This is a genomic window from Cohnella sp. AR92 (assembly GCF_003990975.1).
In the GTDB taxonomy this organism is placed as follows: domain Bacteria; phylum Bacillota; class Bacilli; order Paenibacillales; family Paenibacillaceae; genus Cohnella.
Map to the genome: position 1 here is coordinate 181221 of NZ_RZJR01000007.1, position 24959 is coordinate 206179.

Annotated in this window: 26 protein-coding genes; 3 read left to right on the forward strand and 23 right to left on the reverse strand. The window is 56.3% G+C overall.

The features are described 5' to 3' along the window. Window positions 1-20: 20 nt before the first annotated feature. The 13 genes from ELR57_RS13170 to ELR57_RS13230 all read right to left on the reverse strand — a co-directional run bounded on the left by ELR57_RS13170 (window position 21) and on the right by ELR57_RS13230 (window position 14539). Window positions 21-1094, reverse strand: a complete 1074-nt coding sequence (locus ELR57_RS13170; RefSeq protein ID WP_126959544.1) for an ABC transporter substrate-binding protein — start codon at window positions 1092-1094, stop codon at window positions 21-23. After that, window positions 1091-1900 (reverse strand): ABC transporter permease, encoded by an 810-nt coding sequence (locus ELR57_RS13175; RefSeq protein ID WP_126959545.1) that lies wholly within the window; start codon window positions 1898-1900, stop codon window positions 1091-1093. Before ELR57_RS13175 ends, ELR57_RS13170 begins: the two co-directional genes overlap by 4 nt. Further along, the gene (locus ELR57_RS13180) at window positions 1897-2700 is read right to left on the reverse strand and encodes an ABC transporter permease (protein WP_126959546.1); all 804 of its coding nucleotides are present in this window, start codon (window positions 2698-2700) and stop codon (window positions 1897-1899) included. Before ELR57_RS13180 ends, ELR57_RS13175 begins: the two co-directional genes overlap by 4 nt. After that, window positions 2690-3799, reverse strand: coding sequence for an ABC transporter ATP-binding protein (locus ELR57_RS13185; protein ID WP_126959547.1), 1110 nt, complete (start codon window positions 3797-3799; stop codon window positions 2690-2692). Before ELR57_RS13185 ends, ELR57_RS13180 begins: the two co-directional genes overlap by 11 nt. 830 nt (window positions 3800-4629) lie before the next feature. Continuing rightward, window positions 4630-5508, reverse strand: coding sequence for an ROK family protein (locus ELR57_RS13190; RefSeq protein ID WP_126959548.1), 879 nt, complete (start codon window positions 5506-5508; stop codon window positions 4630-4632). A gap of 55 nt (window positions 5509-5563) precedes the next feature. Then, a complete protein-coding gene (locus ELR57_RS13195; RefSeq protein ID WP_126959549.1) occupies window positions 5564-6259 on the reverse strand; it encodes an LrgB family protein in 696 nt (231 codons plus the stop codon). After that, on the reverse strand, window positions 6252-6611 hold the full coding sequence (locus ELR57_RS13200) for a CidA/LrgA family protein (protein ID WP_126959550.1): 360 nt from the start codon (window positions 6609-6611) through the stop codon (window positions 6252-6254). The genes ELR57_RS13195 and ELR57_RS13200 overlap by 8 nt, the downstream gene beginning before the upstream one ends. A 172-nt stretch (window positions 6612-6783) precedes the next feature. Further along, the gene (locus ELR57_RS13205) at window positions 6784-7230 is read right to left on the reverse strand and encodes a C40 family peptidase (protein ID WP_126959551.1); all 447 of its coding nucleotides are present in this window, start codon (window positions 7228-7230) and stop codon (window positions 6784-6786) included. 238 nt (window positions 7231-7468) lie between these two features. After that, on the reverse strand, window positions 7469-8437 hold the full coding sequence (locus ELR57_RS13210) for a helix-turn-helix domain-containing protein (protein WP_238162515.1): 969 nt from the start codon (window positions 8435-8437) through the stop codon (window positions 7469-7471). Window positions 8438-8485: 48 nt separating this feature from the next. Further along, on the reverse strand, window positions 8486-9595 hold the full coding sequence (locus ELR57_RS13215; RefSeq protein ID WP_126959552.1) for a Gfo/Idh/MocA family protein: 1110 nt from the start codon (window positions 9593-9595) through the stop codon (window positions 8486-8488). 22 nt (window positions 9596-9617) lie between these two features. Further along, window positions 9618-10784, reverse strand: a complete 1167-nt coding sequence (locus tag ELR57_RS13220; RefSeq protein ID WP_126959553.1) for a Gfo/Idh/MocA family protein — start codon at window positions 10782-10784, stop codon at window positions 9618-9620. A gap of 759 nt (window positions 10785-11543) precedes the next feature. Beyond that, window positions 11544-13043, reverse strand: coding sequence for a UxaA family hydrolase (locus tag ELR57_RS13225; RefSeq protein ID WP_126959554.1), 1500 nt, complete (start codon window positions 13041-13043; stop codon window positions 11544-11546). After that, the gene (locus tag ELR57_RS13230; RefSeq protein WP_126959555.1) at window positions 13040-14539 is read right to left on the reverse strand and encodes a tagaturonate reductase; all 1500 of its coding nucleotides are present in this window, start codon (window positions 14537-14539) and stop codon (window positions 13040-13042) included. Before ELR57_RS13230 ends, ELR57_RS13225 begins: the two co-directional genes overlap by 4 nt. 151 nt (window positions 14540-14690) lie before the next feature. Between ELR57_RS13230 and ELR57_RS13235 the strand changes: the two genes are divergently transcribed. Further along, the gene (locus tag ELR57_RS13235) at window positions 14691-15563 is read left to right on the forward strand and encodes a helix-turn-helix domain-containing protein (protein ID WP_126959556.1); all 873 of its coding nucleotides are present in this window, start codon (window positions 14691-14693) and stop codon (window positions 15561-15563) included. 76 nt (window positions 15564-15639) lie between these two features. Here ELR57_RS13235 and ELR57_RS13240 read toward each other — a convergent pair whose 3' ends face one another. After that, window positions 15640-16224: a TetR/AcrR family transcriptional regulator gene (locus ELR57_RS13240; protein ID WP_126959557.1), complete on the reverse strand. Its 585-nt coding sequence runs from the start codon at window positions 16222-16224 to the stop codon at window positions 15640-15642. A 112-nt stretch (window positions 16225-16336) separates the two neighbouring features. Between ELR57_RS13240 and ELR57_RS13245 the strand changes: the two genes are divergently transcribed. Next, window positions 16337-17062 carry an SDR family oxidoreductase gene (locus ELR57_RS13245; protein ID WP_126959558.1) on the forward strand — a complete coding sequence of 242 codons (726 nt, stop codon included), beginning with the start codon at window positions 16337-16339 and terminating at the stop codon, window positions 17060-17062. A gap of 53 nt (window positions 17063-17115) precedes the next feature. Here the strand turns inward: ELR57_RS13245 and ELR57_RS13250 are convergent, their stop codons facing one another. From ELR57_RS13250 to ELR57_RS28615, 6 genes are all read right to left on the reverse strand, one after another. Beyond that, on the reverse strand, window positions 17116-17619 hold the full coding sequence (locus ELR57_RS13250) for an SRPBCC family protein (protein ID WP_126959559.1): 504 nt from the start codon (window positions 17617-17619) through the stop codon (window positions 17116-17118). 236 nt (window positions 17620-17855) lie between these two features. Next, window positions 17856-18449: a response regulator transcription factor gene (locus ELR57_RS13255; protein ID WP_126959560.1), complete on the reverse strand. Its 594-nt coding sequence runs from the start codon at window positions 18447-18449 to the stop codon at window positions 17856-17858. Beyond that, window positions 18421-19662, reverse strand: a complete 1242-nt coding sequence (locus ELR57_RS13260) for a sensor histidine kinase (protein WP_126959561.1) — start codon at window positions 19660-19662, stop codon at window positions 18421-18423. Before ELR57_RS13260 ends, ELR57_RS13255 begins: the two co-directional genes overlap by 29 nt. A 102-nt stretch (window positions 19663-19764) precedes the next feature. After that, entirely contained in the window at window positions 19765-20169 is a 405-nt protein-coding gene (locus ELR57_RS13265) for a VOC family protein (protein ID WP_126959562.1), read from the reverse strand. Window positions 20170-20256: 87 nt separating this feature from the next. Continuing rightward, window positions 20257-21204, reverse strand: coding sequence for a helix-turn-helix transcriptional regulator (locus ELR57_RS13270; protein WP_126959563.1), 948 nt, complete (start codon window positions 21202-21204; stop codon window positions 20257-20259). A gap of 107 nt (window positions 21205-21311) precedes the next feature. Beyond that, window positions 21312-21686, reverse strand: a complete 375-nt coding sequence (locus ELR57_RS28615) for a winged helix-turn-helix transcriptional regulator (protein ID WP_370452268.1) — start codon at window positions 21684-21686, stop codon at window positions 21312-21314. A 92-nt stretch (window positions 21687-21778) separates the two neighbouring features. Here ELR57_RS28615 and ELR57_RS13280 point away from each other — a divergent pair, with 92 nt between their 5' ends. Further along, a complete protein-coding gene (locus tag ELR57_RS13280; protein WP_158630025.1) occupies window positions 21779-22417 on the forward strand; it encodes an NADPH-dependent F420 reductase in 639 nt (212 codons plus the stop codon). A gap of 2 nt (window positions 22418-22419) precedes the next feature. Here the strand turns inward: ELR57_RS13280 and ELR57_RS13285 are convergent, their stop codons facing one another. The 3 genes from ELR57_RS13285 to ELR57_RS13295 all read right to left on the reverse strand — a co-directional run bounded on the left by ELR57_RS13285 (window position 22420) and on the right by ELR57_RS13295 (window position 24804). Then, window positions 22420-22659, reverse strand: coding sequence for a hypothetical protein (locus tag ELR57_RS13285; RefSeq protein ID WP_126959566.1), 240 nt, complete (start codon window positions 22657-22659; stop codon window positions 22420-22422). 114 nt (window positions 22660-22773) lie between these two features. Continuing rightward, window positions 22774-23754: a Gfo/Idh/MocA family protein gene (locus ELR57_RS13290; RefSeq protein ID WP_126959567.1), complete on the reverse strand. Its 981-nt coding sequence runs from the start codon at window positions 23752-23754 to the stop codon at window positions 22774-22776. Window positions 23755-23874: 120 nt separating this feature from the next. Continuing rightward, complete coding sequence (locus ELR57_RS13295) at window positions 23875-24804, reverse strand: 5,10-methylenetetrahydrofolate reductase (RefSeq protein ID WP_126959568.1); 930 nt, start codon at window positions 24802-24804, stop codon at window positions 23875-23877. Window positions 24805-24959: the final 155 nt, after the last annotated feature.

A 24959-nucleotide genomic window follows, 5' to 3' on the forward strand; every position in this document is an offset into this window, starting at 1 on the left:
GCCATCTGCGCCTATCGGTCTTACTTGCTGTGCATCTTGAATTCCAGGAAAAGCTCGTTGTAGTGAACGAGCATCTTCTTGCCGAGGTTGTCGTAAACTTCGAGCTTGCTTGTAAGCTCGTCGTTCGGGTAGAAGCGTTCGTCTTCCGAGATCTCGGCCGGAAGCAGCTTGAGCGCCTCCCGGTTAGGAGTCGAATAGCCGACATACTCCGCGTTCCGCTCCGCGACCTCCGGATCGAGCATGAAGTTGATGAACTGATGGGCAGCGTCCAGGTTCTTGGCCGTTTTCGGGATGACCATGTTGTCGAACCACAGGTTGGAGCCTTCCTTCGGCACGACGTAATCGAGCTTGTCGTTCTCGCTCAGAATCTCCGAAGCGTCGCCCGACCAGACAAGGCCGACCGCCGCTTCCTCGTTCGCGAGCAGCATCTTGATCTCGTCGCCGACAAGCGCCTTCACGTTGGGCGTCAGCGTCTTCAGCTTCTTGAGCGCTTCCTGGAGGTGATCCTCGTTCTTGTCGTTGAGCGAATAGCCCAGGCTGTTAAGCCCCATGCCCATCACCTCGCGAGCGCTGTCCACGAGAAGGATTTGATTGCGAAGCTCCGGACTCCATAGATCGTTCCAGCTGTCGAACGTCAGGTCTCCCACGAGCTCCGGATTATAGACGACGCCTACCGTGCCCCAGAAATAAGGGACGGAATACACGTTGCCCGGATCGAAGCTGAGGTCCATGAATCGCGGATCAATGTTCTTCAGGTTCGGAACCTTGGAATGATCGATCGGGAGCAGCAGGTTATCTTCCATCATCTTGCTGATCGCATAGTCGGACGGAACCGCGACGTCGAAGGTCGTGCCGCCTTGCTGGATCTTCGTCATCATGGCTTCGTTGGAATCGAAGGTCTGGTAGATGACCTTGACTCCCGTCTGTTCTTCGAATTCCGCGATCAGGTCGGGGTCGATATAGTCTCCCCAGTTATAGACGGTGAGCGTATTCCCGCCGGAATAGCCCTGCTCGGAATTCAGGTACTTGGTCAGGTACATCAAGGCGAAGGCGACGACCAGAATCCCGATGCCCAGCCTTACGAGCTGCTTCATAGACGCGCACCCGCTTCCTGAATGCGACCGCTGCGCCGGTTGATGAAGTAGTAGCCCACGACGAGCAGGATCGTGAACAGGAAGAGCAGCGTGGACAAGGCGTTGATGCTGAGCGCGACTCCTTGGCGGGCGCGGGAGTAGATCTCGACGGACAAGGTCGAGAATCCGTTGCCGGTCACGAAGAACGTCACGGCGAAGTCGTCAAGCGAATAGGTCAGCGCCATGAAGAAGCCCGCGAAGACCCCCGACTTGATGTACGGAAGGATGACCTTCGTCAGCACGTTCCAGCCGTTCGCTCCGAGGTCCCGGGCCGCGTCCACAAGGGAGGCGTTCATCTCCTGCAGCTTGGGCAGGATCATGATAACGACGATCGGAACGCTGAAGGCGATGTGCGAGATCAACACGGAACCGAAGCCAAGCTTCAAACCGATCATCGTAAAAAGAATAAGGAACGACGCGCCGATGACCACATCCGGATTCACGATAAGCACGTTGTTGAGGGACAGCAGCGCGTTCTTGGTCCGCTGCTTGCGCACCCGGTGAATCGCGATCGCTCCGATAATGCCCAGAATCGTCGAGATGAGCGAAGAGAACAACGCGATAACGAACGTGTTCAGCACGATGATCAGAAGCCGGGTATCGGAGAACACCTCTCCGTACCATTCCAACGTAAAGCCGTCATACCCGTGCATCGTTCCCCCGCTGTTGAAGGAGTAGGCGACCAGATAAAATATCGGAGCATACAGCACGACGAAGACGAGGATCAGGTACAGATGCGACCACTTCCAGCCTTGGCTGCTTTTCATCGCGTCCCCCTCCTTTTGCGGCCGGTAATGACCATGATGATCGCCATCACGATGACGAGGAACACCGCGATGGTTGCGCCCATGCCCCAGTCCTGCGTGACGAGGAAGTGCTGCTCGATCGCCGTGCCCAGCGTGATGACGCGGTTACCCGCGATCAGACGGGTGATCATGAAGAGCGACAGAGCCGGAATGAATACCGCTTGGCAGCCGGACTTCACGCCATCGATCGTCAGCGGAATAACGACTCTGCGAATGGTCGTCCAGGCGGACGCTCCCAGATCGCGCGCCGCGTGAATCAGCGACGGATTAAGCTCTTCCAGCGAGTTGTAGATCGGCAGCAGCATAAACGGGATAAAAATATAGACCGATACGAACACGAAGCTGAAGTCGGTGAACAGGATCTGTTGGCGCCCGATTCCGACCGCCTCGAGCAGCTCGTTCGTCAGCCCGTAGGTGCCGAACAGCCCGATGAAGGCATACGTCTTGAGCAGCAGGTTCACCCAGCTCGGCACGATGATCAGCAGGAGCCAGAGCTGCTTGTGCTTCGTCTTCGTTAATAAATAAGCGGTAGGATACGCGATAACGAGCGAGAAGAACGTGATCAGCAGCGCGTACCAGAACGAGCTGATCGTCATCTTCAGATAGACGGAGGTGAAGAAGTTGGCGTAGTTGCTCAGCGTCCAACCGCCTTCGACATCCTGGAATGAGTAATACACGATCAGCAGGATCGGAGCCGCCACGAACAGGATGATCCAGAGCAGATAAGGCGCCAGGTAATAGTTGCGCGACCTAGTCCTCATCGCCGCTCACCTCGGTGAATTCTTCGATCCGCCGGTCGAACTCTTCTTCCGTCTCGTTGAACCTCATGATATGTATCGCCTCGGGATCGAAGTCCAGCCCGATCTCTTCGCCGACGGCCGCTTTGCGCGTCGAATGGACCAGCCACCGGCTGCCCGATTCGTCGATGCCGACGATCTCGTAGTGAACGCCGCGGAACAGCTGCGAATCGACGCGGATCTTCAGCTTGCCTTTCTCGGGAGACGTGATCTCCAGGTCCTCCGGGCGAATTACGACCTCGACCGGCTCCCCGTCGTGGAAGCCGCCGTCCACGCAATCGAACGACTTGCCGGCGAATTGCACCAGGTAATCGCGAACCATCGTGCCGGGAAGAATGTTGGACTCCCCGATGAAGTCCGCGACGAAACGGTTGATCGGCTCGTCGTAAATATCCGTCGGCGTGCCGCTCTGCTGGATGGTTCCCTTGTTGAGCACGAAGATCTCGTCCGACATCGCGAGAGCTTCCTCTTGGTCATGCGTGACGAAAATAAACGTAATGCCGAGCCTCCGCTGCAGCTCGCGAAGCTCCGACTGCATCTCGGTACGCAGCTTCAGGTCAAGCGCCGACAGGGGCTCGTCCAGCAGCAGCACCGCCGGCTCGTTCACGATCGCCCGCGCGATGGCCACCCGCTGGCGCTGGCCGCCGGACATCTCGCCTATCTCCCTGCGCTCGTAGCCGGACAAGTTGACGAAGCGCAGCGCTTCCGTCACCTTCTTCTCGATCTCGGCTTGCTTCAGCTTCTTGATGCGAAGACCGAACGCCACGTTCTCGAACACGTTCAGATGAGGGAACAACGCGTAATCCTGGAACACCGTGTTCACCTGGCGCTTGTTCGCCGGAACGTCGTTGATCCGAACGCCGTTCAGGTAGATATCGCCCTCCGAAGGCGTGAGGAAGCCCGCGATCAGCCTTAGGATCGTCGTTTTGCCGCAGCCCGAAGGACCGAGGAGAGTGTAGAACTTCCCCGGCTCGAGCTCGAAGCTCACGTCTTTAAGGATCGCGTCGTCGCTGTCATACTTCATGGTCACGTTATTAAACTGAATAATGGTCTTGGTCGACATATCCGTCCTCCCTTGTCAAAAGCTTCCGTATCGCGTTATTCGTCTAGCTTGAATCCACTTCCGTTCTTCTATACCCCTAACCGTCCGAAACGAAGAAGTCGGTATTAGTTTAAACACGCTAACCCGAGCTTTCAACAGAAATTTGTTAATTTCCCTCGGTTTTTCGGCGGAAAATGATGATTTGCGGCGAAATGCGGCGTAAGAGTGCGATCAGGGGGGGCTATAGGCGTATAGGAGCTTTGGGCGAATAGTTGGGTCTATTGATCACATTGGCCATCCCTCGCGCACCGCACGCTGAACCCTCTCTCTCACCGAGTTATTGCCATTTGTTCAATAACTCCGCACGCTGATCCCTCTCTCTCACCGAGTTATTGCCATTTGTTCAACAACTCCGCACGCTGACCCCTCTCTCTCATCGAGTTATTGCCATTTGTTCAATAACTCCGCACGCTGATCCCTCTCTCTCACCGAGTTATTGCCATTTGTTCAATAACTCCGCACGCTGATCCCTCTCTCTCACCGAGTTATTGCCATTTGTTCAATAACTCCGCACTCGCGCAGCTTTACCTGCTTCCTCCGGCCAGTCTGTCACGCTCTGTTAGTCGATTTCTTCGACTATCTCGCTTCTCCGGCCCGGCTATCACGCTCCGTTAGTCGATTTCTTCGACTATCTCGCTTCCCCGGCCCGGCTATCACGCTCCGTTAGTCGATTTCTTCGACTATCTCGCTTCCCCAACTCTGTCTCGCTGCCCCGCTTCCCCAACGCCGCACTTTCCCCCGCAAAGCAAACAATCCGCCCCCGGCAAGAAGGGCGGATCTCCAACAAACGATTATTTGTTCTTCCAAGCCTGAAGCCCAAGGGCGATCGAGCCGCACAGGCCCGCGTTGTCGCCGAGTCCCGGCGGCACGATGTAGTCGGCGATGCCTTCCGCGATCGCCTTGGCGCTCACGTAGCCGTTCAGGTTCTTGCGAACCTCCGCGTGGATGAGCGGGAACAGCTGCATCTGGTGCATGACGCCTCCGCCGAGGATGATCTTCTTCGGAGAGAGCGTCAGGATGGCGTTGCCCAACGCTTGGCCGATATAGAACGCCTCCATCTCCCAAGCCGGATGGTCGACCGGCAGCTCGCTGCCCTTCACTTTCCAGCGGCGCTCGATGGCCGGACCCGCCGCGATGCCTTCCAAGCAGTCGCCGTGGTACGGGCAGAAGCCTTCATAGGTATCCTCCGGATGGCGCCGGGTAAGCACGTGCCCTCCTTCCGGATGCACGAGTCCGTGAACCATTTTCCCCTCGGCATAAACGCCGACGCCCACGCCCGTTCCGATCGTATAGTACAGGACGCTGTCGAGACCCTTCGCCGCGCCCCAAGTCGCTTCTCCGAAGGCAGCCGCGTTCACGTCTGTATCCCAGCCGAACGGCACGCCGAACTCCTTCTTGAGCGTGTCCAGGAACGGATAGTTCGCCCAGCCCGGCTTCGGAGTCGTCGTCACGTACCCGTAGGTCGGGCTCGACGGATCGATATCGATAGGACCGAAGGTTCCCACCCCGATCGCTTCTACCTGCTTATCTTTAAAGTACGAAATGACTTGTCCCAGCGTCTTCTCCGGCTGCTCCGTCGGGAAGCTGACCCGATCCAGTACCGTGCCGTTCTCGTCGCCGACGCCGCAGACGAACTTCGTTCCCCCGGCTTCAATCGCTCCAATCCTCATTGCCCTACCTCCACTTTCCATCATCTAGTCCACGTTCTATTGTACTGGCAATCGCTCACGATAACCAGATAGCGAGCGGAATCCCCAGGATGCTCATGATCATTCCCGCCAAGCTCATCGCGAACCCGCTTATGCCGGCTTGCGCTTCGGATTCCCTCGCCAGCCTTCCGGTGCCGATGCCATGCGCCGACGTGCCCACCGCCGCCCCGATCGCCAGATCGCTCCGAATGCGGAACAGCTTCAGCAGCGCGGGACCGAACATGCTTCCCAGCAGGCCGGTCAGCACGGTAAAGACGCCGGTAAGCTGCGGACTGCCTCCCAACTGCCTCGACAGCTCGATCGCGATCGGGGTCGTGACCGACTTCGGGAGCAGCGTGACGAGCAGCTCCTTCGAGCCTCCGAAAGCCATGACGATCAGCGAGGAGACGCACAGCCCGGCCACGGACCCGAGCGTCACCCCGATGGCGACCGCCTTCAGGTGCTTCCTCATCGACAGAAGCGACTTATAAAGCGGCACCGCCAAGGCCACCGTCGTCGGCCCGAGGAAGAAGGTGATCAGGTCCCCGCCTTCCGAGTAGCTCTCATAGGGAATATCCGCAGCCAGCAGCAGAACGATCAGAACCCCCGTGCAGGCAAAGAGAGGATGCAGCCACTTCCATCGCCGATTCAAGCGGAGAGCCAGCACGTACGCGCCTAGCGTGAGCGAGATTCCGAAGATCGGCTCGCCCGTCAGATCGCTCCAATTAGACATGTTCCGCCTCCTCCGCGTCGTCCCGTCGGGCCAGCTTCCCCGTCGCCCAGCCGGTAACGAGAAGCACCGAGGCCATGCTGACGATCAGATTGATCGCGAGGAGCGGCCAGCGCCCCCCGATCTCGGAGAAATAAGCGATAACCCCGACAATCGTCGGAGCAAAAAAGAGCATCATATGCTTAAGCAGGAACTGAGCGGATTCCTCCAGCCATCTCAGCTTTACCCAACCCAGCAGGAGCGATAGGGTCAGCAGCAGCATCCCGAGCACGTTGCCCGGAAGCGGAACATGCAGAAGCTCATGCAACGCCGTTCCGATCAAGTTATAAAGAAGTAAGATTGCGATCCCGGCCATTCCGATTCCCCCTAACAACGCTAACCCAAACATCATACCTCAAATCGGCCGTTTGCGGGCCGCTAATCTGAGGCAAAACGGGCAAACAAAAAAACGGATTCCCTCTCGGCAAGCTGCCTGGAGAATCCGCTTCTATTGCTTCGCGTTCGCTTTTGCGCCGAGCCCGGCTTCCTTACAGAATCCGCCTCGCCGTCACGTAGCTGTTTTTCCAATAGGTGCTGTTCAGGTTCGAGATCGTCACTCCCGAGCTGCTCGCCGCGTGGAGGATCTTGCCATCGCCTGCGTAGATCGCCACGTGAGAGATCCAACCGCCGCCCGTCCGGAAGAAGACGAGGTCGCCTACGCTCAGGTAAGCCTTCGAGACCGGCTCGCCCATGTAAGCCTGCTCGACCGAGGTTCTCGGGAGCGAGATGCCCAACTGGCGGAAAACGAATTGCGTGTAAGAGGAACAGTCGAACGAAGTGCCGTTAATGCCCGAAGCTCCGTAAACATAAGGGGTTCCTATGTAATCCTTGCCGAAGGAGAGCAGCTCCAGCGATTCGGCCGTAGCCGCGCTTGTCGTGGACGAGTGGCTGGCCGCCATTCCGAACCAACCGATCCCCGTCAATAGTCCAACCATAAGTAGCTTTTTCCTGATGCCGCCGAATTTCACTGTGTGCCCTCCCAACGTCCCTCTGCGATAGAGCGAACCGTGTCGTTGTCGTTGGGTAAACTATAGCACACCTGCAATGCCCTATTTTTTTCCAAGGTGAAGCGGAATCCCCATGACCCAACGGATCGAGACGCTTTCTTAGAAAAGAATGAGAAAATACTCATGTTTGCAACCTTGACTTCTCATAAATCGTTGCCTAGGTATTTTAGCGTTCATTTTGCTCCTCTTCCGCGGGCTTTTCTCCCGAATTCTCGCTCATTTGCCGTCTATATTGCTGCGGGCTCATCCCGACGGTCGCCTTGAAGAGTCGGCTGAAGTGCGCCAGATGGCCGAACCCGACTTCCCTGGAGACGGCCGAGACCGAGCGGAACGGCTCGAAGCGGAACAGGATCTTCGCTTGGTTGATTCGTCGATTGTACAGGTACTTGAACACGGTCGTCCCGGTCACCCTTCGGAACAGGTTGGACAGGTACGGCTTGGTCAGATGGAGCGCGTCGGCAATCCGATCCAGCGTCAGGTCTTCCTTATAATGCTCTTCCAAGTAAGAGATTACCCCTTGGACATGCTCCTCTTGCTGCGGACGCTGGCGGCTCTCTCCGGTCGGCTTGTCCAGCCACTTGCGAATAAGCACGAGAAGCTCCAGGAACACCACGTCCAGCCGGTCGATCGGGGAAGCCGCTCCTCCTTCCCGCTTCCTGGCGTCGAACAGCATGGCCAGCTCCTTGTACCGGCTGTCGATCTCCGCCTGCTCCTCGGGTCCGAGCGCCAGCCTGACGTTTCGCAATCGTTCGAAAGGCCTCAGCAGATTGGCGGCTGGCTCCGGCCGCAGCAGCTTATGCACGTATGCCGGGTCGAAATGCAGGATCGAACGCACATACGGGACATGCGGCGAGGGATTCGGGCAATGCAGCGTCATTCCGTGCATCAGGATGAGGTCGCCGGGCTGGAGCATCATCAGCTGGTCGCCGATCAGGTACGTGCACTCGCCCTCCTGAAAATAATAGATCTCATAGTAGGCATGCGAATGGAACGGCGCCCCGTGGATCGGGGAGTCGCTCCGGTAAATGCATTCGATCGGCTGTTCCATCTGCGAATATCGGGCGTGCGGCAAGGACGGGTTGGAAGGCATGGAAGGCTTGAAAGGCTTAATCGACATGGATGGCTTAGGCGGCAAGGTTCTCCCCTCCGGAGCGCTTGATAGGGACATTGTAGCACGCCTAACCTATCCGTTCACCCGCACCGCTTGCTCCTGGGCGATCAGGCACAGCTCCGCCGCCTTGAACGCATGCTCCTGGGTCATCGCATTCTCCGTCCGATGGATGCAGTCGAGGATCAATTCCCCGAAGAACGGATAACCGACCTGCCCGGCCACGGAGAAATGGTATTGTCCGCTCTGGTTCACCAGATAGACATGATCCCCCGTATTCTCGCGCCCGACGTCGATGTATTTGCGCAGCTCGATATAGCCTTCCGTCCCGAGGATCAGCGTGCGGCCGTCGCCCCAGGTCGCGAGACCGTCCGGCGTAAACCAATCCACGCGGAAGTAGTTCGTCGCCCCGTTGTCTCCGATCAGCGTCGCGTCCCCGAAATCTTCCAGCTCCGGCTTGTCGGGATTGGCGTAATTGGCCACTTTGCTGTGCTGGACCGTCGCGTCCTTGCACCCTGCGTAGTAGAGGAACTGCTCGATCTGATGGCTTCCGATATCGCAGAGAATGCCCCCGTAATACTCTTTGCGGAAAAACCAGTCCGGCCGAGCGTTCTTGTTCAAGCGGTGCGGACCCATGCCGATGACTTGAAGGACCCTGCCGATCGCTCCTTCGCGAATGAGCTGTCCGGCATAAACGGCGCTCTCGACGTGCAATCTCTCGCTGTAGTAAACCATGTATTTCCGCCCGGTGCGCGCGGCCGCCGCTTTGGCTTGTGCCAACTGCTCCAACGTCGTGAACGGGCTCTTGTCCGTGAAGTAGTCCTTGCCGCTCTCCATCGCGCGGATGCCGAGCGCTGCGCGCTCCGAAGGAATGGCGGCTCCCGCTACCAGCTTGACTTCGGGATCTTGGAGGATTTGCTCCAGGGAGGCCGCTGGCTGGGCTTGCGGATAAACGCGTTGGAAGGCTTCGACCTTGGCCGGGTCGGGATCGTACACCCACTTCAGCGTCGCTCCCGCTTCGAGCAGGCCGTTGGTCTGGCCGTATATATGGCCGTGATCGAGCGCCGCCGCGGCGAAGACGAATTCGCCCGGGGCGACGACCGGCTTCGGCTTGACCGCCGACACCGGAGCGTAGTTCATTCCGTCGGCGCGGTTCGTTTCGCTAGGAGGTTGATTGTTGGTCATCGAGTCTGATCTCCCTTGTCTATTAGAATGTCCGGCTGAGGTCGACCGGCGCCGAAGGAGCGACCGTCTCGTTCTTGCGGAAGGTTGAGGAGGAGATGCGCTTGTTCAGCTCCTCGTAATGCAGTTCCTCGTCGAACGGGAGCTCGACCCAGCCGTCCGTCCATGTCGACAGGTGGATCGCGTTGGAGATAATCAGGCCGTTGATGCCTTCTTCTCCCGGGGCGACAAGCTCGGCGCCGTTCAGGATGGCATCCGTGAAGTTCTGCATGATTCCCGCATGCTCGGGGCTTGGTCCCTGGTCCGGGATCTCCACCTTCCACGCTTCGGGCGTACCGAAAGGAGCCTTATTCGTCGCATTGAATTCCGACTCCGGCTGGCGCAGGCGCCAGAACGTCATTTTGCCGTCTTCGATGACGATTTTGCCGCGGTCGCCGGTCACCTCGAGGCGATTCGTGCCCGGGGCGTCCGACGTGGAGGTAATGAACACGCCGGTCGCCCCGTTCGCGTACTCGGCATAAGCGGTCACGTCGTTCTCCACCTCGATGTTCCGGTGCTTGCCGAACTGGCAGAACGCGCGGATGCGGACCGGCATCATGCCGATCGTCCACGGCCACAGGTCGAGCTGGTGCGGGCACTGGTTGATCAGGACGCCTCCGCCTTCGCCGGCCCAAGTCGCCCGCCACGAGCCCGAGTCGTAGTAGGCCTGAGACCGGTACCAGTTCGTGATGATCCAATTCGTGCGGCGGATCTCGCCGAGCTCGCCCGATCGGACCAGCTCGCGAAGCTTGCGGTAGAGCGGGTTCATTCTCTGGTTGTACATGATGCCGAACGTCTTGCCGCTCTTCGCGGCCGCTTCGTTCATCTCGCGAACCTGCTTCGCGTAGACGCCGGCGGGCTTCTCCACCAGCACGTGCACCCCGGCGGCGAACGCCTGGATCGCCTCGGCCGGATGGCTATAGTGGGGGCTCGCGATAATAACCGCGTCCACAAGCCCCGAAGCCAGCATCGCTTCCGAGCTGTCGAAGACGGCGACGCCCGGCCATTGCTCCCGCGCCCATTCGCGCTTGGCCGGCACCTCGTCGCACACGGCGGCCAGCTCCGCTCCCTTGATGCCGCCTTTATGGATGACGCCCGCGTGAGCGCTGCCCATGTTGCCTACCCCGACGATGCCGTATCTTACTTTGCTCATTCGTGTTCCCCCTGTTGGTCGGATAAGTTCGCAGCTTTGGCCCGTTTTACGCTTGCTCACACCGTCCGGGGCATGCTGCTTGAGAGTGCGATAAACTTGACTGAAATTAAGCTGGATTCGCCAAATTTGCAAGGTAATCAAGATAAAATCCGAAGGCAGGATCAAGGATAGATTCGTAGTATCGCGCCTATTGTAGCATAGGAATCTGGCGTTCAAGGCACTATTCTTGCCTTAGCATAATCACAGTCAAATGGATCCAGATAGTCCGAAACGCGAGTTAAAAGGGGAACGGACGGGAGGCGGGGCGACTTAGCCGAGAAGGCGGGTAACGGAAAGTTGAGTAACTGTTCCCCATTTGGTGTGAGGCTGCCGGTTTTGATGCGCGAGTCGAGTAGCTGTTACCCACTTGGAGTGGATCTGCCGAATTCGGTGCGTGAGTTGAGTAGCTGTTACGCATTTGGAGTGGGGCTGCCGGATTCAGTGCGCGAGTTGGGTAACTGTTACCCATTCGGCAACCCCTAGTTAAGACAAAGAGCCATCCATACCCATGGATGGCTCAACAATATTGGGGCAGCACTCGCTTCCTACAGCTCAAGAGTCGCCTTAATCACCTTGGACTCGGGCTTCAGCCAGCTGTCGAAGCGGTCGATCATTTCGGTGAACGGGGTTCGGCGGGTACATGCCGGGATTGAGATCGGTCGCATCCGCTCGGATCTCCGTTACCCGATCGCCTCCAGCACCCGAGCGGGGTCCTCCATCTCAGAGGATAACCCCGTCTTTGAAAATCGCGATCTCGCGGAAGCCGTTCGTCTCGTTATGAGTCCGGTTGTCGCCGGATGCGAGCCCGATGAGGTAGGCCCACAGCTCGTCCGTCAATTCGCCCATCGTCTTGCCTTCGAGCAGTTGTCCCGCGTTGTAGTCGATCCAGTTCTTCTTGCGGGCGGCCAACTCGGAGTTCGTGGACAGCTTCACCGTCGGCACCGGGCCGCCGAACGGCGTGCCGCGTCCCGTCGTAAACAGCACGATATGGGCGCCGCTTGCCGAGAGCGCGGTTACGGACACCAGGTCGTTGCCCGGCGCCTCGAGCAGATTGAGACCCGGCTTCGAGACTCTCTCGCCGTAAGGGAGCACGCCGGTGACGATGGCGTGGCCGCCCTTCTGCGTGCAGCCGAGAGACTTCTCCTCCAGCGTCGTGATGCCGCCCGCCTTGTTGCCCGGCGACGGGTTCTCGTAGATCTCCTGATCGTGCCGGAGGAAGTAGCGCTTGAAGTCGTTGATCAGGCTGACGATCTGCCCGAATACTTCCTCGTTCTCGGCTCGATTCATCAGAATCGTCTCGGCCCCGAACATCTCCGGCACCTCCGTCAGAACGGCGGTTCCGCCGTAACCGATCAGCCGGTCGGAGATCGAGCCGACGAGCGGATTCGCCGTGATGCCCGACAGCCCGTCGGAGCCGCCGCACTTCAGGCCGATGCGAAGCTTCGAGACGGGTACCGGCTCGCGCTTGAACGTCCCGGCATACTTGATCAGCTCTTCGATCAGCTCGAGCCCCCGCTCCAGCTCGTCGTCTTCCTCCTGCGACTTCATGAACTTCACGCGGCGCGGATCGAACTCTCCGATCGCTTCCTTAAACGAGTCGATCTGATTGTTCTCGCAGCCGAGTCCGACAACGAGCACGCCTGCCGCGTTCGGGTGGTTGACGAGCGAAGCAAGCAGCTTCTGCGTATGCCGCAGGTCGTCTCCCAACTGCGAGCAGCCGAACGGATGGGCGAAGTGATGAACGCCGTCTAACCGGTCGCCGGCCAACGCTTTGCCGCGATTCGCGAGAATCTCGCACGTCTTGTTGATGCAGCCGACCGTGTTGATGATCCAGATCTCGTTGCGAATGCCGACGTCCCCATTTTCCCGATAGTATCCTTGGAAAAACGGAACTTCCGACGAAGCGGCCGCTGCCTTCGCTTCGGCGGCCGTCGGCTCGTACTCGTAGTCGAGAATGCCGCTCAGCCCCGTGGACAGATTATGCGTGTGCACCCAAGCGCCCGGCTTGAGGTCCTCCTTCGCCTTGCCGATCGAATAGCCGAATTTGAACACGTCGGCTCCTTGCTCTACGGGGGCGGTCAGGATTTTGTGCCCCTTCGGGACGGCGTCGAGCAGAGCGACGGTCTCCCCGTTCTCCAGCGCTACAGATTCCCCCGCCTCATAGGGCCGAAGCGCGATAATGACCTGATCCTTCGGCGATAAACGAATCCAGTCGCTCATTGTTGTCCTGCCTCCTTGTTCTCCCAAGCTTGCAGCCATGCGCCGACCGAAGCCGCGAGTCCCGGCCATTCCGATAGATCGGCGCCCCAGATCGACGTCTGGGCCAGCAGCTTCCCGACGGTTCGTTCCGGCGATTCGCCGCTAAGCCGAGCGTCCTCCCAGATGCCGGCGATAAGCTCCAGCAAGGCCTGGTCGTCGCGAACAACGTAACGCTCGCCTGCCAGCGTCGTCCCCTCGAAGGAGCCGTCCGCGCTTCGGCGAATCCGATAATAGCGAAGCAAGCTCGCCAAGCCGAGAGCCAAGCGCTCCGGAGCCGCCTCTCCCTCGTCGGCGTAGACCCTAATGGTCGGGAGCAGCCGAGTCTTGAACTTGCTGAGGCTGTTCATCGCGATATCCGCCAGGCGATGGCGAATGTACGGATTGCCGAAACGCTCGAACACGGTATCCGCATAAGCTTTGAGCTCCTCCGCGGAATAAGGCAAGGAAGGCACGATGTCGGCGTACACCGTCTCGCGCACAAGCTTGCCCAGAACGTCGTGCTCCAGCAGCTCCCGCACATGCTCCACTCCATGGAGCAGGCCGAGCGGAGCCATCCAGGTATGCGCTCCGTTGAGGATGCGCACCTTGCGCGTCGAGAACGGCCTCAGGTCCGTCGTCCAATGGACGTTCAATCCCGCTTGCCGCAAAGGCAGCAGCTCATCCAGCTCCGGCTCGGCTTCGATCGCCCATAGATGATAAGGCTCGGCGGTCGTCAGCATCGGGTCGCGATAGCCCCACTCCTCGAACCAGGCCTCCGCTTGCTGATCACCCGGATAGCCGGTTACGATGCGGTCGACAAGCGAATTGAGAAAGCGATTGTGCTCAAGAACCCATCGTTTGAATGCTTCCGGGAAGCGCCAGTCCTCCGCATATCGAAGCACGACGTCGCGAAGAGCGTCCCCGTTGCGGTCGAGCAGCTCGCAGGGCAGAAAGATCAGTCCCTTGTCGGCTTCGCCCTCGTATTTGAGGTAACGCTGGTAGAGCAGGAAAGCCAGCTTGCCCGGGAACGACTGGATCGGGCCTTCGCTAAGCGGCTCCGGACGGTAAGCGATTCCCGCTTCCGTCGTATTGGAGACGACGAAGCGCAGCTCCGGACTCAGCGCCAGCTCCATCAGCCTCGTCCAATTCGAATACGGATCGAACGCTTCCGCGAAGACGGAGATTAACTCCTTGCGCTCAACCGCTTCGCCATTCTCAAGTCCTCGAATAACCAATGTATAAAGTCCGTCCTGGGCGGCCAATTCCTCGATTTTCGGCTTGCCGGCGGGACGCGGCTGGGTTACCGCGATGCTTCCGCGGAATAACCCTTGGTCCCGGCAGGTCTGAATCATCCAATCGAAGAACCCCCGCAGGAAGTTGCCTTCGCCGACTTGTAGAATCGTAATCGGAGCCGTCTTGGCCGCCGCGATTCGCTCCCTGTCCGTATCGTTCGCCCATTGTTGGTTTAATCGATTCATCGTTTATCAAGCTCCTTCGCATGGCCGCCTGTTAACCTTCCTATATTCATTTTACTAGCGCAAATATGTTTCTTTATAGTGCTTGAAATTGCAAGTTTGTAACTTTTTTTGATATCCTAATGAGGAAAACGGGACGAAGGAGAGATGCCGCATGAATCCGTATCGCAAGCCGTTCTTCGGGGACCCCCTCTTCCCCTTCGAATTGGTCTACCACGACAAAAAGAACCCCGCCGGGGAGCTTCCCGACCATCTGCATGACCGGTACGAGCTCGTCTACGTGCATAAGGGCTGCGGAACGTTCTTTATCGATAAAACCTTCTATGAGAAAAAACCAGGCGATCTGTTCATCATCCCAGGCAATACGATCCACCGTTCCGCTCCCGACGAAGCGAATCCTTACGTCACGAGCGCGGCGTTCTTCTCGCCGGCCTTCGCCAAGACGGAATCGCTGGACGATTCGTATTCGCCGCTGCGTTCCTTCGATTCCTCCCGGAAGCACAAGAGCTACAAGCTGGAGCTGCCCGAACCGCTTCAAGCTGAATTCGAGGAGCTTCTTAAGCGGATGGATCTGGAGCTGCGCGAGCGCCGGCTCGGCTACCGGGAGGCGGTTCGCCTGCAGCTCGGGGAGCTGCTTCTGCGCTTGAATCGATATGCCGCCACCCTATCTCCCGAGGATTCTTCCATCGATCACGGCGTCGGGCCGGCCTGGATGAAGGAAGCGCTGCGGGCGATCGATGAGCACCCTGAGCAGGATGCGAGCCTCGCGGAGATGTCGCGCCGGTCGGCGGTAACCCCGCCTCACTTCTCCCGGGTGTTCAAGCAGCTGACCGGCATGAACCTGACCGACTACGTCAACGCCAAGCGAATCATCCTCGCCAAGGAGCTGCTCGCGAACAGCGACGACAGCGTCGGGCTTATCGCCGAACGTTGCGGCTTCAACAGCCTGCCTCACTTCCACCGGGTGTTCAAAGCGTTCACCGGAATGTCACCCGCCGCGTACAAGAAGAGCTCGCATCTATCTTAAACAGCCGAAGCGGACGAGCCGTTCACTCGCTGCGCACGATGTCGGAAGCAGTCCCGCCAGACGATAGGCATATCCATCAGCATCGCCTAATAATATGAGCCGTAATGGCCTGCACGAACGGCTCGTCGAGTGACCCATGGCCGTTCAACAGCCGGTACCAGATCGGCCCGTAACAGAGGTCGGCAAGCAGCTCCAGATCGGCGTCCTTCGGCAGCTCGCCTCTTGCGGCTCCGCGCTGCAGAAGAGCGATGAGCATTGCCCTACGAGAGGAAATGAATGACTCGCGGAATATCTGAGCGAAGCCGTCGTCGAACTGGGCTTCCGCCATCAAACTGCGCATGATCCCACCCGCGCCCTGTGTCAACGAACGGCAAGTATCGCCGATGTAGAGGAGCAAGTCCGATTCAAGCGAGCCTGTATCCGGAACCCCAATGTCATGAAGGGCTTGCTGCTTCATCACGTCCATGACGATGGAGGCGATGTTTGGCCACCATCGGTACAAAGTGGGCTTGCCAACGCCCGCCGCCTTGGCGATGCCTTCCATTGTAAGCTCCTTGTAGGTCGACGTCTGCAACAGCTGGCGTACTGCCGTTAACACCGCCTCCATCGCCTGTTGGCTTCTTGGGCGGCCGGGTGCCGGTTTGACTTGATGTCTATCCATAAATAACTCCTCCAGGTAAATATTTCAAAATCCCTATTTACATTACGTTACGTTACGTATTATAATCCGAACAAGAAAACAAATCAATCGGTACGTATAGGAGGAACTGAACATGGGATTAGGAATTCAAGGGCAACGCATTATTATTATGGGCGGCACATCCGGTATGGGGCTCGCATCCGCACAGATGCTTTCGGCAGGAGGGGCCGAGGTCGTCATTACAGGGCGGGACAGCGCCAAGCTTGAAGAAGCACTTCGGCAGCTCGGTGGCAACGCTTCGGGCGAGCGTCTCGATGCGAGCTCCCCGGAAGCGGTCAAATCATTCTACGAACGCCAAGGCGCATTCGATCATCTCATTATATCCGTGTCCGGTGCCAAGGGAGCTGGGAATTTCCGCGAGCTCGCACTGGATGATCTGCGCGGCGGCTTCGAGGCCAAGTTCTGGCCGCAGCTCACGGCAGCCCAGCTGAGCTTGAACACGATCAGCGCGAACGGCTCCATCACGTTCATTACGGCCATCTCCGCCCGTCGCGTTTCTCCGGGGACTTCCGGCCTAGCCGCCATCAACGCAGCGCTGGAAGCGATGGTACCCAATCTTGCGCTCGAGCTTGCGCCGCTGCGTATCAATGCCGTTTCACCAGGTGTCGTCAACACAGCCTGGTGGAATTGGCTGCCGGCTGAGCAGCGCGAGGCAGCGTTTAGCAACTATGCCGAAAATACGCCGGTCGGTCGGGTAGGCGCACCCGATGATATTGCCAAGGCCATCGCCTATCTGGTCGACAATACCTTTGTCACCGGAACGGTTCTCGAAGTGGACGGCGGCTTGCGGCTGAAATAAATCGATTAGAGAAATCGAAAGGCACCCGCTTGGGTGCCTTTACCTTTAGAAATTTAATGATTCCGAATGCCATCGTGCCGGACCATAGCCTCGCGCCTTCGCATCAGTTCCTTCTCCAGACTCTCTCTCCCCTTAGTCATTGCCCAGTGATGGTTCGAGATGAAGAACGGCTTCAAGATCGGCGAGAACAGCTTGAGCAGGAGCTTCTCGGCGTTCACGTACCAATCGAATTGTACATTCACGTATTCCCCGTCCTGCTCGAACCGCCACGTTCCGTGACCGACCAAGTCCCCGGAGGACTTCAAGGAGATGGAATGCGGCGCTTGTTCGGCTGTCTTGCATGACCTCCAGCGAAGCTTGTACGGCAGCTTGCCCCTTGAAAGAATCTCATAGACTTCGTTGCCAGTCTCCTTGTCCGTGCCTCCGGTTTGAATCTTCAGGTACACTTCGGGCCACCAGCGTTGATAGTCTAAGAAGTCGGAGCATACTTCATAGATCTCCCAGATGTTTCCCTTCACCCGCCAATGGGTCGGCATATAATATTCGTTCGCAGCCATGGCTTATTTCATCCCCTTTAATAGCTGTTCGATTTCAGGACTTAACGATATCGCCCGCAAGAGGACGACCAAGCTGACGCTGAGCAGCATACAAGCGATTAGGAATGTCCAAATTCGACGCAAGGTTCGCATAATTCTCCTCCAAATAGCAAATGAATCATTGTCTATTAATGTAGAATATTTGGGTATAATAAAAAATCCCCCGAATGGGGGGGATTGGATAGAGAGCCTATCGGCTATTGAACGATCTTCAATTCCTTGGCGCGCTGCAGCGCCCTCACGCGATTATTGACGTCCAGCTTCCGGAAGACGTTCTTCAAATGAGACTTAACCGTTTCCGAAGTGATGTGCAAAGCCTCCGCGATTTGCCTATTGGATAACCCCTCGGCCATATATTGGACGATTCGGGTCTCCTGTCCGGTCAGCAAGCCGGTTGCTGCAGCCGGTTCCCCCTCGAAAGCGTAATCGCGATACTTCTCCTTGATCTTCGCCCACGTCCGGGCGAGCCGTTGTTCCTTCACCGGCTTCATTAAGTAGTCTAACGCGTTCACTTCGAACGCCTGTACCGCATAATCGTCAAAGCCCGTGACGAAAATGACGGATAGGAAAGGATCACGCTCTAGCAATAATCGGGACAACGACATCCCGTCAACCTCCGGCATGGAGATATCGAGGAACGCCACCTGAAAGGAATTGGCTCGCGCATACTCAAACGCCTCTCGCGGGGTCAGAAACGCGCCGCATACTTCGAGTTCCTCATATCCGGCAAGCAGATTCTTCAGCCGTCGCATCGACAAAGGTTCATCGTCCACGATAATAGCTCTTATCATCCAACTTCCTCCCGTCTGACGGATAGGGGAGCTCGAAAAGCACCTTCGTTCCGATTCCGACCGTACTTTTGACTTGCAGGCTTGCGTCGTATAACAGCTTGATCCGTCGCGCTATATTTCTCAGCCCTATTCCGCTGTGCTTCGAATCCGGACCAAAGACTTCTTGCCGCTTCGCCTCGCTCATTCCGCATCCGTTATCCTCGACGGCGAACCGAAGCTTCCCGTCCAGCTCCCGAATCGAGATTTTGACGGTACCGCCTCTTACGCTAGACATCAGACCGTGCTTGATCGCATTCTCGACCAATGGCTGCAAGATAAGCGGCGGAATCAGGCGATTCGGGTCGGCCTCGATGTCGTACTCGATGACTAACCGGTCGGCGAAGCGTACTTTTTCGATATTAAGGTAAGCTTGGATCAATTCCAATTCGTTCTCCAATGTCGTGAAGGTGGCCATTTGCTTGAAGTTGAGCCCGCTTCTGAGATATTGGGAGAGGTCCAGCGTAAGCTGTTCCGCCTGGCGGGGGTCCTCGGCGCAGAGGGCGGCTATCGAATTCAGAGCATTGTATAGAAAATGCGGTTGAATCTGCGAACGTAAAAAAGCGATCTCCGCATCTTTGGCTTCTGCCACTCGCTGCTGATTTTTCTCGAGCGTATCCTTAATGGTCTCATTCATCGCAACGAAGATCAGCACGACGGCCATCATCACCAAGGTGTACAGAAGAATAGCGCCCAAGAAAGTTCTGGACAAGCCGATAAAGATGGCCATAGACACAAAACTGCTAACGCAATAGCCAACCGTGAGACCTATCGCTATCCGCAGCCTTTGGTTCTTATTCCCTTGCAGGAATCGGGACTGGAAGAACATGAATATCGGGATGCACATGAACACCGCCAGCGTCGTCGCATAGAAACCTCCATCCATCCCAAGGTAGGAGCGGTAAAGCAGAATAAGCAAGGATAGAAAAAGCGTCGTCTCGAACCCGCCGTAGAAAGTTCCCAGAAGCATCGGAACGATGCGGATATCGACGCTTAATTGATCGGTAACATGGACGGGAAAGGTCATGCACAACACAAGTGCGACTCCGAATAGAACAGCCTGGGTCAGCCTGAAATACTTAAATCTCCCGAAGCCGATCGAATAAAACAATTGGAAAGCGAAAATCAACGTAACGACGAACGCCACTTGCAGCAATAATTCTTCGAGGATATTCATAATGACAGCCCTATATCCTTCCCACCCGTTCTATTATGAATATTGTAAATACTTTCTGGCTGTTTTGTCTAACGGGGATGTCGGGCCCTCATTGCGAAGAATTCAATGCCTACCTCTAAACCGTTTAATCGCCTCCTCGGTCACCGGCTCGAAGAGGTTAAGAAGGTTGCCGTCGGGATCGCGGAACAGCATGGAACGGTTCCCCCAGGGCATCGTGGTCGGTTCCATAACCCAATTATCGACATAAGGCTTCAAGCGTTCATATTCGGCCTCGACATCGTCCACGCGGAACTCCATCATGACAGTGCGATTACTGGCCGCCACTGCGGAATCGGCGCCGAATAGCTGCGTCGTCTGGGAGTGGCCGATTGCAAGGGTGAACGACGGCGCGACGAGTTCGGCAAATACCAGCGCGGGTCGTTCCGCCGAAACCCCCATGACTTTCTCATAGAACTCGACGAGACGATCCACGTCGTCCGTAATGATCCGTACAGAAGCGAAATTCACAAATATCATCCTTCCTGTCTTTTTTACTTCTCTATCGCCTTTACATTTACATATCCCATTATAAAAAACGCTACTGACAACGTTATGTCAGTAGCGTTTTAGAATTTTCTGGGCTTCCTCACGAACCCGATTCCGAAACGATTCGGGTTCCAACACGATTACGCCCGCTCCCCAGCCAAGCACCCATTGCAGCACTTCATCCGGCAAACGAACGCGTAAGACCACATCCAATCCATCTTGATGCTCTTTCATATCCTCTATGTAAGGATAGTTCGATTCCTTCACTTTATCTGCAATGTCATGGTTAAATCGAAGGCATACTCGCAAGCGGCGATCGTCTAAAGGGGTATACTCCTTTAAGTCAAAATGCGCCGGGAGTTCGAATGATTCGTCTAGTTCGATAAGTTCAGTCATTCGGGACAACCGGAAATGGCGGATGTCTTGGCGCAGATCGCACCGGGCCACAAGCATCCAAGACCCTTCAACGAGTACAAGGCCATATGGAGCGGCGGTACGTTCGCTATGGCGGCCCTCCGTGGAATCCGCAATTCTTTTGGAATAATGAAATCCGATCTTTCGCCCATCCAATAGAGCTCGGCGGATCTTATCGAGATTCTCCCTTTCGTTCGACTCAGCTGCCTGTTTGCCAGGAGCAAGCAATCGCAGCGACTTGCGTATACGGGAGGTCTCACGGCGGACCGTGTCTGATAGAGTGGCCTCGATTTTCCTCCTCGCAGCATTAGCTCTTTCCCGATAATCATCATCGAATCGTTGCTCGATAAAGTCCGTTCCGATAAGCAAGGTCACGGCTTCCTCTATCGTGAAACGAATCGGCGGCAGAAAATACCCCTCCATTAAGGAATACCCTTTGCCAGTAGTACCTGTAATCGGCACGCCCGCTTCGCTTAGAGCTTGAATGTCGCGATAGACGGTCCTCACACTGATTTCAAATCGTGCAGCCAAATCTTCGGCACGTACCGCATGCCTGCCTTGCAGCTCTAGCACGATGGCCAACAAACGATCGGTTTTGTTCATTGACTGCCCCCTTGAAACGTGATCCTGCTCGTCCCTTAATGCCAAAAGACACCGTCTATCGGCGAAATTTGAAAGGCACCCATTTGGGGGTGCCTCGATATATTTGATTATTGACGTATTTCCTTTATTTTTGGCAGGATATTCTTTTCGCCCCAATCGCTCATCTGATCAAGAAATACAATCATTGATCGTCCTGACAAAGTCAGTGTATATTCTACTCTTGGTCGAGGCTCCGGATAGGATTCCCTTTCAATAATTCCGTCACACTCAAGCTCGCGAAGCTGTTCTGTTAGCATTTTTTTCGAAATGGATGGAAGATGCCTAAGCAATTCGCTATAACGTATTGGCTTTTCATTATTATATAAATACCGATAAATGGGGATTTTCCATCTGCCGCTTAATATCGATAACACGATCTCTGCCGGACACTCATTTCGCTGGACAGGCATTCTCTCACCTCGCTTACAAACATTATATCCCATTGCATATAAAAACGGTTTGGATACTAAAAAGTGCCTAATTACTCACAAGACTTAATGTTCATATAATTGCCCGTAGAAGGGAGAGGATGAGCATGAACATTGGTATTCTCGGGGCGGGGAATGTAGGCAAAATTTTAGGCAAAGGATTAGTTACGGCAGGTTATCAAGTATTAATCAGCAGCCGTGAGCCCCACGATCCAAAGCATTTTACCTGGAAGCAAGAAGTAGGTAAATCAGGGGATATCGCATCATTTAATGAAGCCGCGCTGTTTGGTGAGATCATTATTGTGGCTCTTCCGTGGTCCTGCCTAAAAGAAGTGGTTGAAGCTATTGATCCTGTCTATTTGCAAAATAAGACGGTCATTGATGTAAGCAACGCCGTACATTTTGACAATGGGCCACGTTTACAGCTTGTCGATAGATCAGTTGCGGAAATTATCCAACAGTTGTTGCCAGAAAGCCATGTTGTTAAAACACTCAACACCGTCAGCGATAAGATCATGATTTATCCGAAATTCAGGGAAGGCTCACCTATCATGTTTATATCCGGAAACAATACTTCATCCAAGAATCAGGTCAATTCTCTGCTCAAGGACCTTGGTTGGCCCTTGATCGTTGACTTAGGCGACATTAGACAAAGCCGACTGCAAGAATCAATTATGCTCGCATGTGTGATTAGTGAAAATCAATTACAGTCGCCAGGATCCGCATTTGCCTTGCTAAGACATTAATATTATTCAATCACATCGAAAGATTGCTGCAGGTACGTTATTCGGCCAAATACCTCAATGGAGCTGCCGGCATCGTTCCGTGGTTTGACACCATTCGTGTCAAACTTTTCGCCATCACTTATGGTAAGGTTCAGGGCGAATAATCTTAAACTATACTTCTCGCTCTCCATAAGGAACTCAAAAGGTTTACCAGAGCCTAATAAAAAGAGAAGGCTGTCCCGCAGCCTGATCCATTGGATCACGGCGGACAGCCTTCCCATCTTGCTCACCCTGTTCACATGCTCAACCAGCACTGCTGCATCGCTGGAAAACTGCGTTAGAGCTAGCACTCAGCCGCCTTAGGCACTATGCCGCCCTCAGTAAGTCAACCCCCATTGCGCGCGGATCTCGTCCAGCGTCTCCATCAGCCCGACCGTCTCGTCAACCGGCATCTCCGCGCTCTCCTTGCGCCCTTCTCGCAGGCAGTCCATCGCTTCGATCGCCTGGAACGCGTGCCCGACGAACTCGCGGTCGTCCGTAACGACAACGGGCTCTTCTCCGTTCGCGTACAGGATCGCTTTCTTCGCGGCGAGGAAGTTCTCCACGTAGATTTTGCCCTTCGTGCCATAGATCCAGGCTTCGTTGTTCATGCCGAGACGAACCGCGCTGTGCAGGGCGGCGGTACGGCCTCCGTCATACTCGAACAGCAGCGAGAACCGCTCGTCCACGCCGGTCTCGCCGATGTGAACCGTGCTCTGAATTCGCCGCGGACGCTCCCCGTAGACGAACGACGCGAACGAGACCGGATAGATTCCGGCATCCAGCAGCGTGCCGCCGCCCTTCTCCTTGCTCAGCAGGCGGCCTTCCGGATCCCATCCGGCGTCGAAGCCGAATTCGGCCTTCAGCAGTTGAACCTCGCCGATCGTTCCATCGCGCAGCCACTGCTTGACCTGGCGGATGACCGGCAGATAGCGGGTCCACATCGCCTCCATTACGAAGAGGCCGCGCTCCTTCGCTACCTTCACGATCTCCTTGGCTTCCGCCGCATCCATCGTGAACGGCTTCTCGCACAGGATGGACTTGCCGCCGCGCAGCAGCGCGATCGCATTCTCCTTGTGAACCGGATGAAGCGTGCCGATGTAGACGATCTCGACATCCGGATCGGCGGCCAGCTCTTCGCAGCTTCCGTACGAACGAGGCACGCCATGCTTGGACGCGAACGCCTCCGCCTTCTCCTTCGATCTTCCCGCTACGGCGACGAGCTCCGCTCCCGGAGCGTGCTTGAGCTCGGAGGCGAAGTTCCCCGAGATGCCTCCCGGACCCATGATGCCCCACTTGACGATGCGCTTATCTGCCATGAATGATTGCCCCTTTCCGACTATTCTTTCTTTACGATACCGCGGCCAAGCCCCGAATGCAAAAGAAAGAAGCGGCCTGCAGCCGCTTCTCATCCATGTCCGCTCGATAAAATTCTCTTGTTATCCGTTCAGCCTGTTCTCCATGAACCGCTTGATGTCCTTCGCCAGCTCGACCGCCGCTTCGATCTCCACCTTGCGAGTCGAGACGCTCTCCACGCTGCACCCGATCGGAATGCCCTTGCGGATGCCGAAGTCGAACAACTGCTCGAACACCTCGCGCGAGGAACGCAGCGAATTTTCCAGAATGTCGTGGCTATGAAGAAGGTCGTTCTCCAGCCATCTCGGAATGCTGATCCCGAGCCACTTCATGAACTCCAACGTCTTCTGCGAGCCGCAAGGCGCCAGGTTAAACAGGATGGGAACCGGACGAAGGTCGTTCTCCTTGCAGTGATAATAATAGTCCGAGAGGAAATTCTTCGACGCTTCCACGTCATAGGTCGCCTGCGAGATGAAGAACGAGCATCCGCTCAGCTGCTTGCCCGCCACCCTCAGGTGCTCGTCCCCCTTGGCCTTATGCCGTTCGGGAATGACAACGCCGCCGAAGTGGAGGCGCGGATTGCGCTTCGCGCTAATCTCGTAAGCGTCCGGCAGCCTCATCGTCACCGCCTGCTTGCTCGAAGAGGACCCGACGAACACCGAGAAGCGATCCTCCGAAGAATTCGCTTCGATCCACTTGGCGAGCTCTTCCGGCGATTCCTTGCCTACTACCTTGTAGATTATCTTAGGCACGTCATAGGATTGCAGGTATTGCTTGCTGTATTCCGTCGGATCCATCGTGGACAGATAAGGAAAAGGCCGATCCTGGTCGTTGCGGTCCGCTTCGTCCTGCACGTCGTAAAGCACCAGGCCGTCGAGGCCGATATCCTGAATCCGTTCGATCTGCTTCCGGGCGATCTCGGCGATCTTGGCCGGCTCGTGGTTGGTCTTCGGAGGCGTCAGGCCGTAGGTCAGAATGCCCGCCTCTCTATTCTGAATTTTATGATTAAGCATGGTGCCAATCTCCCTTGTCGTTTCTTCTCCCAAGTTTAGCACCTCGTTAAGCGGTCTTGAAGCTCTTTTTTGTCCCTTGCGGGAATCCAATATCCTATAGCTGGATATAGCTTGAGACTATAACAAGATTCAAACCACGAAGAGAGAGAATCCTT